This window comes from Rossellomorea yichunensis (assembly GCF_032337515.1).
GTDB classification, from domain to species: domain Bacteria; phylum Bacillota; class Bacilli; order Bacillales; family Bacillaceae_B; genus Rossellomorea; species Rossellomorea yichunensis.
Map to the genome: position 1 here is coordinate 765,732 of NZ_JAVYAD010000001.1, position 13,703 is coordinate 779,434.

Annotated in this window: 12 protein-coding genes; 11 read left to right on the forward strand and 1 reads right to left on the reverse strand. The window is 38.8% G+C overall.

Going from position 1 to position 13,703, the window contains the following annotated elements:
• Positions 1–118 precede the first annotated feature (118 nt).
• The 8 genes from RSX31_RS03785 to RSX31_RS03820 all read left to right on the forward strand — a co-directional run bounded on the left by RSX31_RS03785 (position 119) and on the right by RSX31_RS03820 (position 10,217).
• Positions 119–1,264, forward strand: a complete 1,146-nt coding sequence (locus RSX31_RS03785) for an exonuclease SbcCD subunit D (RefSeq protein WP_315633363.1) — start codon at positions 119–121, stop codon at positions 1,262–1,264.
• A complete protein-coding gene (locus tag RSX31_RS03790) occupies positions 1,261–4,395 on the forward strand; it encodes an SMC family ATPase (protein WP_315633364.1) in 3,135 nt (1,044 codons plus the stop codon). The genes RSX31_RS03785 and RSX31_RS03790 overlap by 4 nt, the downstream gene beginning before the upstream one ends.
• Positions 4,396–4,602: 207 nt before the next feature.
• Positions 4,603–5,682, forward strand: coding sequence for an endospore germination permease (locus RSX31_RS03795; RefSeq protein WP_315633366.1), 1,080 nt, complete (start codon positions 4,603–4,605; stop codon positions 5,680–5,682).
• Between the two features lie 12 nt (positions 5,683–5,694).
• Positions 5,695–7,170 carry a spore germination protein gene (locus RSX31_RS03800; RefSeq protein WP_315633368.1) on the forward strand — a complete coding sequence of 492 codons (1,476 nt, stop codon included), beginning with the start codon at positions 5,695–5,697 and terminating at the stop codon, positions 7,168–7,170.
• Positions 7,151–8,311 carry a Ger(x)C family spore germination protein gene (locus tag RSX31_RS03805; protein WP_315633369.1) on the forward strand — a complete coding sequence of 387 codons (1,161 nt, stop codon included), beginning with the start codon at positions 7,151–7,153 and terminating at the stop codon, positions 8,309–8,311. Before RSX31_RS03800 ends, RSX31_RS03805 begins: the two co-directional genes overlap by 20 nt.
• A gap of 112 nt (positions 8,312–8,423) precedes the next feature.
• Positions 8,424–8,720, forward strand: a complete 297-nt coding sequence (locus RSX31_RS03810) for a hypothetical protein (RefSeq protein WP_187443376.1) — start codon at positions 8,424–8,426, stop codon at positions 8,718–8,720.
• On the forward strand, positions 8,717–9,538 hold the full coding sequence (gene coaW / locus RSX31_RS03815) for a type II pantothenate kinase (RefSeq protein WP_315633371.1): 822 nt from the start codon (positions 8,717–8,719) through the stop codon (positions 9,536–9,538). Before RSX31_RS03810 ends, coaW begins: the two co-directional genes overlap by 4 nt.
• An 82-nt stretch (positions 9,539–9,620) precedes the next feature.
• A complete protein-coding gene (locus RSX31_RS03820) occupies positions 9,621–10,217 on the forward strand; it encodes an SCO family protein (protein WP_148969221.1) in 597 nt (198 codons plus the stop codon).
• Positions 10,218–10,360: 143 nt separating this feature from the next.
• On the opposite strand, the gene RSX31_RS03825 is transcribed toward RSX31_RS03820, so the two are convergent.
• On the reverse strand, positions 10,361–10,564 hold the full coding sequence (locus RSX31_RS03825; protein ID WP_148969220.1) for a hypothetical protein: 204 nt from the start codon (positions 10,562–10,564) through the stop codon (positions 10,361–10,363).
• Positions 10,565–10,623: 59 nt separating this feature from the next.
• On the opposite strand from RSX31_RS03825, the gene selB reads away from it, so the two are divergent.
• The 3 genes from selB to RSX31_RS03840 all read left to right on the forward strand — a co-directional run bounded on the left by selB (position 10,624) and on the right by RSX31_RS03840 (position 13,627).
• Positions 10,624–12,510 (forward strand): selenocysteine-specific translation elongation factor, encoded by a 1,887-nt coding sequence (gene selB / locus RSX31_RS03830; RefSeq protein ID WP_315633375.1) that lies wholly within the window; start codon positions 10,624–10,626, stop codon positions 12,508–12,510.
• Positions 12,511–12,517: 7 nt separating this feature from the next.
• A complete protein-coding gene (locus RSX31_RS03835; protein ID WP_315633377.1) occupies positions 12,518–12,991 on the forward strand; it encodes an 8-oxo-dGTP diphosphatase in 474 nt (157 codons plus the stop codon).
• Between the two features lie 78 nt (positions 12,992–13,069).
• Positions 13,070–13,627, forward strand: coding sequence for a VanZ family protein (locus RSX31_RS03840; protein WP_315633379.1), 558 nt, complete (start codon positions 13,070–13,072; stop codon positions 13,625–13,627).
• Positions 13,628–13,703: the final 76 nt, after the last annotated feature.

Here is a 13,703-nt window from a genome sequence, read left to right on the forward strand (position 1 = left end):
TGCCTTAGGGTGAAATAAGAACAAACGTTCCTGGAAAGTGACATTTCCATTCACTTATAACTTATTAGTTTGATATAATTTAAGGAGATACTCATTGACCGGAGAGGAGACAACAGTGATGAAATTCATTCACACCGCCGATTGGCATTTAGGTAAATTGGTTCATGGCATATATATGACAGAAGAACAGCGATACATATTAGAGGAGTTTATAGAACTTGTAAAAAAGGAAGAACCTGATGCAGTCATCATTGCGGGTGATCTTTATGACCGGTCCGTTCCTCCTACAGAAGCTGTAGAGTTGTTGGACGAAGTTTTATACCGGATTAACGTAGAATTAAAGACACCGATTGTAGCTGTTTCTGGAAATCATGACAGTGCGGAGCGACTATCATTCGGTTCATCATGGTACAAGCATAGTCAATTCCACTTGAAAGGAAAACTGACAAATGACTTTACCCCAATCACCATTAAAGGGGTTCATTTCCACTGTGTTCCTTATGCTGAACCTGGTAATGTCAGACAAATACTAGAAGACGATTCGATTAACTCCCATCATGCGGCGATGGAGGCCATTGTGAAGAGAATCGAAGAGAAAATGAATCCAGATGAGCCGCATGTTTTTGTTGGTCATGCGTTTGTGCTTGGGGGGAAAACCACAGATTCAGAACGAACCCTTTCTGTTGGGGGATCCGGCTGTGTCGGTGCAGATGTGTTTAAGTCCTTCCATTATTCAGCACTGGGTCATCTTCATAGTCCAGATGCTATTAAGCATGAAACGATTCGATATTCAGGGTCTCTATTAAAATACTCATTTTCTGAAGCGAGTCAGCGAAAGTCAGTGAGCATCGTAGAAATGGATGGGGATGGATCCTTCCGTTTACGGGAAGAAGTGCTAAAGCCGAAGCAGGATATGAGAGAACTCCAGGGTTTGATGGAAGAGCTTCTGGACCCTGCATTCTATCAATCCCAGAAAGTCGATGACTATCTAAAGATCACGTTACATGATGAAGGTACGTTAATCGATCCCATTAATCAATTGCGACAAGTCTATCCGAACGTTTTACATCTGGAGAGGAAAATGGACCTCACCGATGCCAAAAAGAAAAATACTTTCAAAGTATTGGAGGATAAGAAAAGGTCGGAACTGGATTTGTTTAGAGAATTCTACGGAGATATGACCACAGGTGAATTTACCAATGAAAAGGAAGAAGTCCTTAAGAACGTTATTGATAAAGCCAGAAAGGAGGTCGATCAAGCATGAAGCCCCTTCAACTAGTGATGCAAGCCTTTGGACCCTATGCAGCAAGAGAAACGGTTGACTTTCGCTCGTTGGGGAACCGCACAATGTTCGTGATATCAGGGAAGACAGGTTCTGGTAAGACGACTATTTTTGATGGAATATCCTATGCGATTTATGGGAAGGCAAGTGGTGAGGATCGCAGTCCGACTGAACTGAGAAGTCAGTTTGCAAGTAATGATGTTATTACGGAGGTAGAACTTACATTCAGTTTAAGAGGCAGATCGTATCGCATTTGGCGCTCCCCTCAGCAGGACAAAAAGAAAGCAAGAGGAGAAGGCTACACAACCATAAATGCCCGTTCTGAATTATACGTATATGATGAAGATGGAAAAGAACAGGTACTGGCGGCTAACGTCAGAGACGTGGATGAGAAGATCAAAGGTTTAATTCAACTGGATGCCAATCAATTCAGGCAGATTCTTATGATTCCCCAAGGGGAGTTTCGAAAGCTCTTAACTTCAGACAGTAAAGATAAGGAGCTTATCCTTCAACGTCTATTCCATACAGAGCTCTATAAGACCATCCAGGAAAAACTGAAATCGGAGGCAGACGATTTAAAGAAGTCAGTAGAAACCTCTATTGAAGAACGAACAAGGGAATTACTTAGAATTCATTTTGAAGAAAATAAAGAGCTTCAGTCACTTTTATTAGAAAATCCATTGAATGACCATCATATTCTTCAACTTCTTCCAGCTCACATAGAAAGCATGGAAATTAGGGAGAATGAAATGCAGCTTAATTATGAAAGTGTGCAGAAGAAAAGAGATGCCCTCAAGAAGCAGCTTCAAGAGGCGGAAGGGTTGGTCAATCAGTACGAGCTTCAAGAAAAACTAAGGGCTGAGAAAGAATCCCTTTTAAAATTAAAGCCTGAAATCGAATCAATCGATCGAGACATAATATTAGCTCAGCGAGCATCCCGTTTAGTTCCACAAGATGAGTATTGCCATAAACTAAATCGAAACTTGAAGGAACTGAAGGGTCAATTAGCTCAACTTATAGAAGAAAAGAATGAAATTTCAGAAAAGCTTATAGTAGCTAAAGAAACATTTAAGGAAGAAAAAAATAACGAAAATCTCAGGGACGACGTTTCAAAGAAAATCACTCAACTCGAAGAAATGGAAAAAGATATAGATTCGCTGGATTTGTTGATGAAAGATACCAAAGAAATGAAAGAAAGATATGAGCAGCAGCAAGAAATTGTCAAAAAACAAACAGAACAGATTTCATTTTTACAAGAAGGCATAAAATCCCGGGAAAAACGACTTGAAGAAGGTGAAAATGGTCAAGCAGATTTATTTCAATTAGAAAAATCGTTACAAAAGAATCAATCCTTTTTAGAACAGATAAACGAAATAGAGAAGATGGATCAAAAATTTCAACTTGTCCTTAAGCAAGAGCAAATATTAAAAGAACAGTATAGTCACCTTCAGAGACAAAGTTTGGACGCGTCTGAAACTCTTGCCCATTTAGAAGAGAAGTTGCACTCTGCTCAAGCAGCACACCTTGCAAAAGGACTGGTTGATCACGTTCCTTGTCCCGTTTGTGGCTCAGAGCATCATCCACACCCGGCCACTGGTGTTGATTCACTACCCTCTCAGGAAGATTTGAAAGCTGCGAAGGAAAAGCAAGAGGAACTCAACCAGGAAGAGAAAAGGATGAGCCTTGCGATCGCTCAAGAGGAAACAAAAATGCAGGGGATTCAGGATCAGATAGACGGTATCGTTAGGAAAATTCGTGAAAAGAAAAGCGACTTTAAACGGAATGATATAAATGATACTCTTTCTCAAGTGACATCAGAGATTGAAGCCTTGAACCGTTCAATGGCTGAAAAGAAAAGGGAAGTCGAACAAGCAAAGGTAATGAGGGAAGAAGTAAGAAAAGGAAGGGAAAAGCTAGAAGAACTGGACGGCTCAAGATTGAAAAATTTGGACAAGCTACAGGAGCTTAATACTCAGTTCCTTACGAAGGATACTACCCTTCAAAAGGTGAAGGAAGATATTCCCTATGAGCTCAGATCAAAATTTCAATTTAATAAAGTATTAAAAGAGCAAAAGCAAAAAAGAGAAGAGCTGAAGACGGCATACGAGCGTGCCCAGAAGCAATACTATGAGCTCGAGAACTTGTATAGCGTAAAAGAGTCACAAGTGAGTGACAAAGAAACCCATATTCAAAAAGTTAATGCAGAATTGAAAACCGAACGTGAAGCATTTCTTACGCTTCTTACAGAACAAGGTTTTTCTCACTATAGAGCATTCCAGGAAGCTAAAAAGTCTGAAGCAGAAATCCTGGGTCTTCAAGAAAAAGTGAAGGAGTATGGTGAAGACCTGCGTTCCGTTTCCGATCGTCTATATGACATTGAAAAGCACTTACAGGATAAACATAAGCCTGATGTGAAAAGCATTGAAGAAAACGTAACACGGGTTACCGAGGAACTTAGGCTTGTAAATGATAAACTTAATAAAATCATGACAAATACGAAAGAGAATAAGCTAATTCTTGCAAGGGTGACATCCATTAATGAAGGAATAAAGCATTTAGAATCCAGATATCAAATGGTCGGGCATCTGGCAGAAGTATCCCGGGGTCAGAATGCAAATCGCATAACATTTGAAAGATATGTGCTTGCATCATTCCTTGAAGATATTCTTCAAGTGGCTAATGAACGATTAATCAAAATGACGTCAGGGCGCTATCAGCTGATTCGAAAAACGGATAGAAGCAAAGGTAACGTCCAGAGCGGTTTAGAGCTTCTCATATTTGATCAATACACAGGACAGGAACGACACGTTAAAACGTTATCCGGAGGGGAGAGCTTCAAGGCATCGTTAGCACTTGCCCTCGGACTTGCAGATGTCGTGCAGCAGTATGCAGGTGGCGTCTCACTTGAAACAATGTTTATTGATGAAGGATTTGGAACATTGGACCCAGAATCCCTGGACCATGCCATTGAAGCACTGATGGATATCCAAAGCAGTGGCCGACTAGTAGGGTTAATTTCACATGTTCCAGAGTTAAAAGAGAGAATCGACGCCAGATTAGAGGTCATATCCTCTCAAAGCGGAAGCAGGACTGAATTTCAATTTCTTGCTTAGGCTTATTAATACTTTGAATCTTCACAATTCCATCTAAAAAGGTCAAAGAGAATAGCTCTTTGACCTTTTTTTCTATTTAAGGAAAGATGCGATTCATTGTTCAGATTTGATTCGGTCATGAAAGGTCCTTAATTGGATTAGGAGGTTTGATTTCTTTTATGTAGGACATAAATAGAGATAAAACAATCAGAAATTTGGAGATAACTTATGAAAAGCATTCGTCCCATTTTAATTCCCCGACAATTAATCCTATTGCTCATCCTTTCAACCGGTTTATTAAATCATGTCATGCTTATCCCAAGTATCCTGAATGCTGCCGGGAGAGATGGATGGATCAGTATTATCTTAACCTACCCAATATTATTTATCTTCACATTGTTAATCTATTACATAGTAAAGAATTCCCCTCAGGAAGGGTTCTATCATCTACTTAATCAAAAGTGGAACAAATGGTTTGTTTTCCTTTTCTCACTGCCAATGTGTTTATTTTTATTATCAAGTGCATATATAACCTTTGTTGATTTAATAATATGGTTAAGTGCATATTTCTTAGCAGACGTCCCATCACTATTAGTGGTAGGTAGCATCTTCCTTATCTGCTTCCTAATCAGTTGGTCAGGGATCAAACATATGGCCATCGCGAGTGGTATCTTATTGCCATTGGTTATGTTATTTGGCTTTTTTATTGCTTTTACAAACACCAATATGAAAGATCCCAGTCTATTGTTTCCAATTTTCAGTAATGGATATGAGCCTGTCTTTAAAGGGATGATTTATGTATTATCCGGGTTACTTGAATTATATTTGATTGTATTAATACAACCTTATAGTGAAGGGAAAATTAAATTTCACCATTTAATCGTTCTTGGGCTAATTATAATGGGCTTGATGTTGGGGCCATTATCCGCTTCCATCATGGAATTTGGACATATAGAATCAGCAAATATGAGGTATCCAGCATATGAACAATGGAGAATTTTATCTATCGGTGAATTTATTACTCATTTAGATTTCTTTGCTCTCTATCAGTGGTTATGTGGTGCCCTTATCAGGATTAGTTTATTCATGTTTCTGTTGGCTGTTTTTTTTACAAAAAAGAAGGATCGTTATCAAATTTCTTTAAAAGTGATGGTGCCCATTTTTCTAATACTACTGGTACTTATTTTTATAGATGTTGATACGTATTTTTTTTATAAGTTCTTATATGTGTATTTTTTTCCCGCAACCGTTGTCCTTTTCACCGTACAAATTATTTCGTCAGCAGTGGTCCTCCGATTTATAAAGTAAAGGATGTTCAAAATGAAGAAGTCTTCGAAAGAAAAGCGGATAGAGGAAGAAAAAGAGGACACTTTGAAAGAGTTAAAACAATTATTTTCAAAGAGTCATGATTTACTTATTCGAGAACATTTTTTTCATGATGAAGTGGTCACCCTGGTATATTTTGAGAGCTTGGTCGATCGACATTACCTCGATCAATTCATTCTCCCAAAATTAGAAGAAGGTCCTGAAAAGTACTATGCAAAAAAGGTGGAGGGGAATTTCCAAGCGGTAGATGAAACAGGTAAGCCCCTGGATATGCTCTCTACTTCTCTATTCAATGGGTATATTTTGTTTTTCATCGATGAAAAAATTATCTCTTTACATGCAGGAAACTTTCCTAAACGTATGCCGGAAGAATCCTCGCTTGAAACATCAATCCGCGGGCCAAAAGATGGATTCGTTGAAGATTTGAATACAAATATATCTTTAATTAGGAGAAGACTTTTCACTCCGACTCTTTCAGTGGAAAAATTCAAGATAGGTACCCGCGGTCATACAGAAATTGCCATTATGTACTTGAATGATGTAATCGATGAGCGTATTCTCAATGAGTTATATACAAGATTGGAAAAAGTGGATATTGATGTTTTAACCAGCAATCAACAGTTGGAATCGATGCTGGACGACAACCCTAATTCCATATTCACTAATTTCGATTTCACAGGTCGACCCGATTTTATCGTTGATTCATTGGTTCAGGGAAGATTTGCCCTCTTGGTGGATGGCTATCCTACAGTTTCCATTGCGCCAATAAATCTCTTGTTACAAACGAAGTCACCAGAAGACTCAAGTATCAACTATGTATATGTATCTTTGGAAAGGATCCTGCGAGTAAGCGGGCTTTTGATTTCAGCTTATTTACCGGGATTATGGGTTGCATTCTCGGCTTATAATATTGAACAAATTCCCTATCTGCTCGTGGCGACGATCTCGATTTCCAGGTTCGGCTTACCACTTTCCGCTCCTGTTGAGATGTTTATCGTTCTATTCTTGTTTGAGTTTTTTAATGAGGCAGGTGTCCGTCTACCCAGGGCGATTGGTCAGACGGTTTCTGTGCTTGGTGGTCTGATTGTAGGAGATGCCGCCATACGTGCCGGGTTGACATCCCCGACCATGCTGGTCATTGGAGCCATTACTTATATTTCGTCATTTACACTCGTTAATCAAACGTTGAAGTATGGGACGACGATATTAAGGTTCGTTGTATTGCTCATTAGCACTTTTTTTGGATTATTCGGTGTTGTTATGAGTTTTATTCTGACGGTTCTATATTTAGCGACAAAATCTTCCTTTGGTACTCCATTTCTTGGTTCAGTAGCCCCCATCAGTTGGAATGAAATCATTCGGTCATTTTTCCGTTTGCCTATTCAATTTTACAAAAACCGTACCCCTTCAACCAGTCCGGATGACAGTACAAGGAAAGGAATAAATCAAAGTGATCAACAAGACAGGTAGACTCATTTTCGTTTCTTTAATCCTTTTATTGACAGGATGTACCGGTTCAAAAAACATTCAGGATCTAACGTATATTGTTTCGATCGGACTGGATTACAATGAAGAAAATCAGGAATACACAGCATATCTTCAAGGTTTGAATTTTGCCAATGTAGCAAAACAGGAGGGAAGTAAGCCTACAGAACCTGTGCCGGCGTTTATTGGTTCTGCTTCTGGAAAAACACTGAATTTGGCTGTAAGACACTTATATAAAGCATCAAGGCCATCATTATTTTTTGGACATACAAAAACTCTCGTTGTCTCAAAAAATGTGTTGAAGTACAAATTTAAAGAGGTCCTGGAGGATGTGGGAAGAAATCGTTCATTGAGGCCGAATCTGCAGATATTTACAACTGATGAGAGCATTGAAGAAATCTTTAAGGTTAACGGCTTATTTAATTATCCTCCCGTTTATACAGTTTTGCTGACAGAAGAAACGATAGAGTCTTTACAAGATGATATCGGGGCTACAAGTTTAATGCATTTCTTAAGGGAATACTATGAACCGATGGGCACGGCTTTCATTCCAAATATCAGTATTGATAAAAAATCCTGGAAGGCGGATCAACCTTATCCTGTACTTTACTTGAACGGGTATAGTCTGTTTCAACAATCACAATTCAAAGGAGACCTTCCTTCTAAACCCTCAATCGTCGTTGATTGGTTGCTTACCAAAAAAAATCAAATAGATTATCCTTTGTATATTGATGATGAATTGGTATCTACATTTAAACTATTGACGAAGGAGCCAAAAATAAAATATAAGAAAGAAAAAGGTGATTTTCCCACATTTTCACTCGAAGTCAGCGTGAAAGCAGAGCTAATTGAAAAATTACAGGATGCGCCATATAAAGAAGTGAAAAGTACACTTGAAAAGTCTTTGGAAAATGAAATTGAAAAAGTATACAACATTGGGTTGGACAAACAAGTGGATCTACTAAATGTAGGTGAAAAATGGTATAGATACCATCCACTACAGTTTAACAAACTTGAAGAACAGCCTTCATTTTATTTAACAGACAATTCATTGGATGAAGTGAAAGTAAAGGTGGATATCACTCATTTCAACGCCTATCGTTATGATCATAAAAGCTTGGAATAGGATTAAGGCGGAAAAACACCAAATAAATTGGTGTTTTTCCCATTTTCTCTTTCATTTTCCAGATCAATTGAATACCATGGAACTAGTAAGAATTAGATTGGAGGCATCATTGATGAAAATAAGTATCTACATATTATTATTGTTAGTATCAGCCGTAGTTGCAATTGGATGGAGCTGGAAGAGACTGCTGGATTTCAATACCTATAAAAAACCATTCTTGGAGGGAGTCGCTCTTCAATTTCTATTTCTTCTTTTTGCATCGGTATGGTGGCTCATTACAGAGGATACTTCAGATGGGGTCATAGGTGTTTTCTATTATTTTCTTGCTTTCCTTACGATAATGGTCGTTCACGGCTTTACCCTGCACTATTTATTTTCCAAGAAAAAAATGAAGGAACGGGAAGAATGAGTGTGGTCGGGGTCGATGCTGGCGGCACGTTAACCAAGATCGTGTATAAGGAAAATGGCCGGCTGCATTTTAAAACATTTTCAAGTGAGCAGCAAGAGAATGTGCTGCAGTGGCTTACACTCTTGGCCAAACACCATAAACTTTACATTACGGGAGGAAAAGCAGAGAAGTGGGGAGAGACCTTTCCACAGGCACATATTGTTGGAGAATTCATAGCGGTATGCAGTGGAGCTAAACTGCTCCTTAAAGAGGAAAAAAGTGACCTGAAACAGTTCATCCTTATAAATATAGGTACGGGGACGTCTATCTTTAAGGTTGATGAAAACGGATGTGAAAGGTTGCTTGGTAGTGGGTTAGGGGGAGGAACCTTTATGGGATTGGGAGGTTTACTGACTGGAGAATCTGACTATTACGAGCTGGTACGGTTATCAAAAGAAGGCAAACGAGAACTAGTTGATTTATCAGTGAGAGACGTCTATGAGGCAATGAATTCTCCGGTTCCTGAACATTTGACAGCTTCTAATTTTGCTAAAGGAGATTCATCTTCTAAGAAAGAAGACAAACTGCGGGCTCTAACGAATATGATTGCAGAAACCATTATTCTGCTTGCGTCTCAAGCGTCTCAAGCCCATAAGTTAGAGCATTTCGTATTCATTGGTAGTACGTTGAAATCAAATCCTGCTTTAAAAGAAGACCTTACGCAATTTCAAGAGTTGTTATCCTACACCCCTATTTTTCCAGAGAAAGGTTCATACGCTGGAAGTCTGGGAGCGTTTGAAATTGGAAGGGAAGCAGAGCATTCACAAAATAGACAATGAATATTGCCTCTGCTGATTGTTTTTTTATCCCCTTTTTACTAACATAGAATGGGAGAGATAGATAAAGTCGGAGGAGATAAAGATGTCAAAAACCAAACCATTCCTAGTGGTGATGACCATCATCAGTATTCTCCTTGCAGGTTGCAGTAATAGTAACTTTCAAGCAGAAACAGATTATGAAGTGAAAGAATTTTCTTATACGAATCAAAATAATCAAGAAGTCGGTTTGAATGATTTGAAAGGACATGTCTGGATCGCAGATTTCATATTCACTAATTGTGAAACCGTTTGTCCACCAATGACATTTAATTTATCGAAGCTTCAAGAAAAGCTGAAAAAAGAAGGGGTAGAGGATTACAAAATCGTTTCCTTCAGCGTAGATCCTGAAAATGATACACCGGACGCATTAAAAGAGTATATTTCAAACTTTGAAGCAGATACAAGTAAATGGGAACTGCTTACAGGCTATGAATTTGACGAGGTAAAGGATCTTGCGGAACATTCCTTCCGCTCGATAGTAGCCGACGATCCTAATTCCGATCAGATGATTCATGGTACCAGCTTCTACTTGGTGAATCAAAAAGGGACAGTCGTAAAAACGTATAGTGGCAATAGTGACGTCCCTTACGATGAAATTGTCCAAGATATGAAAACATTGATTGAAGAGGGATCTGAATAGACTTTATAGGAGGGAGAATCACAGAATGTCAGGTGATTCTCCTTTTTACTATTAAAATTTCATTCCAACATCAAGGTTTCAAGGATTATCATGATAAAAAAGGGAGCTCCTATGTCGGGAATATAGTATGGCAGGGTTTAGACTTAATGGAACGTTGAGGCAGGATTATGATAAAGTAAAAGAATCGCAACTAAACTAAAGGGCAGCAGGTGAAGAAACATTCGAAACTCAAAAGGTATGATGATGATTGATATAGCCATAACGTTATTTATATTGATATGGGTATTGAAATCTTTTTCAGATGGAGATGTATGGAAGGGAATCTTATTTGCCATTTGTTTTGCCATAATGGCAGGCGTCCTGTTTTTCCGGTTCAAAAAGAAAAGATAAAAGAGAGGGAGAGAGGATGGGGAAAAAATATTATACGATTGGAATGGCCGGACATATTGATCATGGAAAAACCACTCTCACAAAGGCCCTTACTTCTGTCGATACTGATCGATTAAAGGAGGAAAAGGAGCGCAGCATCTCGATTGAACCCGGGTTTGCCCCATTATATAATGATGCAGAAATGGAGATTTCTGTAGTGGATGTTCCTGGTCATGAGCGTTTTATTCGTCAGATGATCGCAGGTGTGGCAGGGATCGATCTCGTTGTGTTGGTGGTAGCGGCAGATGAAGGGGTAATGCCGCAAACGAAGGAACATCTTGATATACTGGCGCTACTAGGAATCACTCAAGGCATTGTCGTGCTGACGAAAATATCGAAAGTTGAAGAAGAACTAAGGGATTTGGCTCTTGAAGAAGTGATAGATGAGTTGAAGGGAACAGTATTTGAAGGTGCTACTATCTTGATGGCAGATAGTCTATCAGGTGAAGGTGTCAAGAGGTTAAAACAAATAGTCATTACTACACTAAAGGGAATGGCTTCGAAAAGTGTCAGAGGCGATTTTCGTTTGCCGATTGATCAAGTTTTTACTGTAAAGGGTCAGGGAACAGTCGTAAGAGGGACTGTTTTTGAAGGAACCTTGGACACTGGAGAGGAAATAATCATATTACCTCAAGGAATACATACGAAAGCGAAACAAATTCAAGCCCACCATAGGAAAGAGAGTAGTGTTTTTGCCGGTCAGCGTGCAGCGATAAACCTTTCTGGAGTGGATTACAAAGAAATAAAAAGAGGAAACGTACTCGTCACATCCACACATTTTACCGTGACCAACACGATTGACGTGTGTCTCAAAGTATTACGTGCAGTAAACCATCCTATAAAACAAAGAATGCCAATTGTGGCTCATGTAGGAACTTCCGAAGTGATGGGGAAGCTTGTATTTTTTGATCGAAATAAAGTCGATTCGGAATCCGACGATATTTTATGTCAAATCCGGCTTAATGAAACGATTGTGGCCAAAAGAGGTGATCGTTTTATACTAAGAAGACCCACTCCAATGGAAACGATCGGGGGAGGCTGGATTATTCAGCCGAATGGCGGGAAATACAAATTCGGAGAGGAAACGATTGCCCTTCTTCAGTCTGAACGGCACGGTTCACCTCAGGAAAGAGTTCTAAGGCTGGTTGAACAATACAAATGTGTGGATGAAGGTTTCATCATTAGAGAAGCATCTATAACTCATAAAGACCTGCGTGATATTCTGGAGGGTGATGATCAATGGATTGTATTTTCACAATCCAATGTTACTCATATGAAAATAGTGGATGAATGCGTGAATTCGATCGAACATATTCTTCGAGGATTCCATGAGGAGTTTCCTTTATTACGAGGGATCAATATTGGTGAGTTAAAGCAATCTTTAAAAAGGTACTCAGGAGCTTTAGTGGACTTTGCGATTGAGCAAAAACATTGGAAAAGAAACAATGGTTTTCTTAGTTTAGAGGAATTCATTCCTCATTTACCTCCTGAATGGGAGAAACGATGCAATCAGCTCATTACATTAATGGAGGCTGATGGTACACAAGTAAAAGACATGGAGAAGTATTTCCATCAAGTAGGTATACCTGAAAAATGGCAGTCTGATTTTTATCATTTTTTTATCCAGGAAAAGAAAATCGTTTCATTGGATGATAAAAAATCATATTCCTATCAAGTTTTTTTGAAAACTGTTGAAGAATTAAAAGAAAAAACCGGCGAAATATTCGATATAGCAGATGCCAAAGCCGCACTAGGATTATCCAGAAAATACTTGATCCCCTTTTTAGAAAAGCTGGATAAGGATGGTCTGACTTTAAGGACCGAGGGTATTCGTAAATGGATTGGAACTAGTATAAAGGGATGAGGAATGAATGAAGATAGAAACAGTGATGTATTCGTTAGTAATGATACAGCGAGGGGACAAATTGCTGTTATTAAATAGGCCGGAGAAGAAAGACTATCCCGGTTACATAGCACCGGGAGGTAAAATTGACTTCCCCGAAAGTCCTGCAGCAGGTGCAATCCGAGAGGTAAGAGAGGAGACAGGTTTACAGGTAGAAAAATTAAGGTATAAAGGGTTAGATGAATACGTTGTACCAGAAAAGGGATTTCGATATATCGTATATAATTACCTTGCCTATGAAACCACAGGTGAGTTCCTCGAAAATCCTCCTGAAGGTGAATTGGTTTGGGTCTCAAAGTCAGAAGCCTTAGATTTACCAATGCAGCAGTTTTTCCAGCGAAAATTCCCTTTGTTTTTCGAAGAAGGTACTTTTGAAATCCACACTTCCTGGAATGGAATGGATAAAGAGACTGCTGAGGTGATGATTCGCACCTTGTCATAATGCGTCGCCTTCAAACATATATCATCGTAAATAAACTAAATCATCGTTGTAGCTTAAAGGAAAGTAGGAAAAGGAATCATGAAAGAATTATGGAGCGCATTTGGTTGGGTTCTTCCGATTATTGTGGTTGTGACGATTTCCCTTATCTTTGCGGTCTCCTATTGGAAGAAAAGAAAAGGGAAAGGCAGATGGATGAATTTACTGCCTGTTCTGTTTACATGTATAACGATTGGAGCGATTTGTTTAATCACAATGACCCCATTGACGGGTGGAAATGTTTCAGAGGGATCTGTGAATTTTGATCCATTTTCTAACTTGAAGTTGAATTTAATTTACCGGAATCATTTAGATGTGCCCATTCGAAACTTGATGGCTAATATAATATTGTTTATTCCATTAACCTTTTTTATTGCTTGGTGGATGAGGCAGTCGAAACAGATTATTCTGATGGTGACATTTATCGGAGCACTTTTCTCCTTTGGAATTGAGTTTGCTCAATACTATCTTCCATTAGGAAGAGCAACAGATATTGATGATTGGATAATGAATACATTGGGTTCATTTATTGGTGGCCTTCTTTTTGTGTTCGCACGCTTAATCTATAATCTATTGAGAATCAACAAGAAGATAAACTGAGAGTATTAACGTTATGTTAATGCTCTTCTTTTCTGTGAATAATAAAAACGGCACAAAAGATGCCTGGAACTTAGAT

Bases quoted from the DNA above. Each gene is read 5' to 3' on its own strand.
- RSX31_RS03785 (WP_315633363.1), top strand. From the start codon at position 119: ATGAAATTCATTCACACCGCCGATTGGCATTTAGGTAAATTGGTTCAT.
- RSX31_RS03810 (WP_187443376.1), top strand. From the start codon at position 8,424: ATGAAAATAAGTATCTACATATTATTATTGTTAGTATCAGCCGTAGTT.
- RSX31_RS03825 (WP_148969220.1), bottom strand. From the start codon at position 10,564: ATGGCAAAACAAATGGCAAATAAGATTCCCTTCCATACATCTCCATCT.
- selB (WP_315633375.1), top strand. From the start codon at position 10,624: ATGGGGAAAAAATATTATACGATTGGAATGGCCGGACATATTGATCAT.
- RSX31_RS03795 (WP_315633366.1), top strand. From the start codon at position 4,603: ATGAAAAGCATTCGTCCCATTTTAATTCCCCGACAATTAATCCTATTG.
- coaW (WP_315633371.1), top strand. From the start codon at position 8,717: ATGAGTGTGGTCGGGGTCGATGCTGGCGGCACGTTAACCAAGATCGTG.
- RSX31_RS03820 (WP_148969221.1), top strand. From the start codon at position 9,621: ATGTCAAAAACCAAACCATTCCTAGTGGTGATGACCATCATCAGTATT.
- RSX31_RS03800 (WP_315633368.1), top strand. From the start codon at position 5,695: ATGAAGAAGTCTTCGAAAGAAAAGCGGATAGAGGAAGAAAAAGAGGAC.
- RSX31_RS03790 (WP_315633364.1), top strand. From the start codon at position 1,261: ATGAAGCCCCTTCAACTAGTGATGCAAGCCTTTGGACCCTATGCAGCA.
- RSX31_RS03835 (WP_315633377.1), top strand. From the start codon at position 12,518: ATGAAGATAGAAACAGTGATGTATTCGTTAGTAATGATACAGCGAGGG.
- RSX31_RS03840 (WP_315633379.1), top strand. From the start codon at position 13,070: ATGAAAGAATTATGGAGCGCATTTGGTTGGGTTCTTCCGATTATTGTG.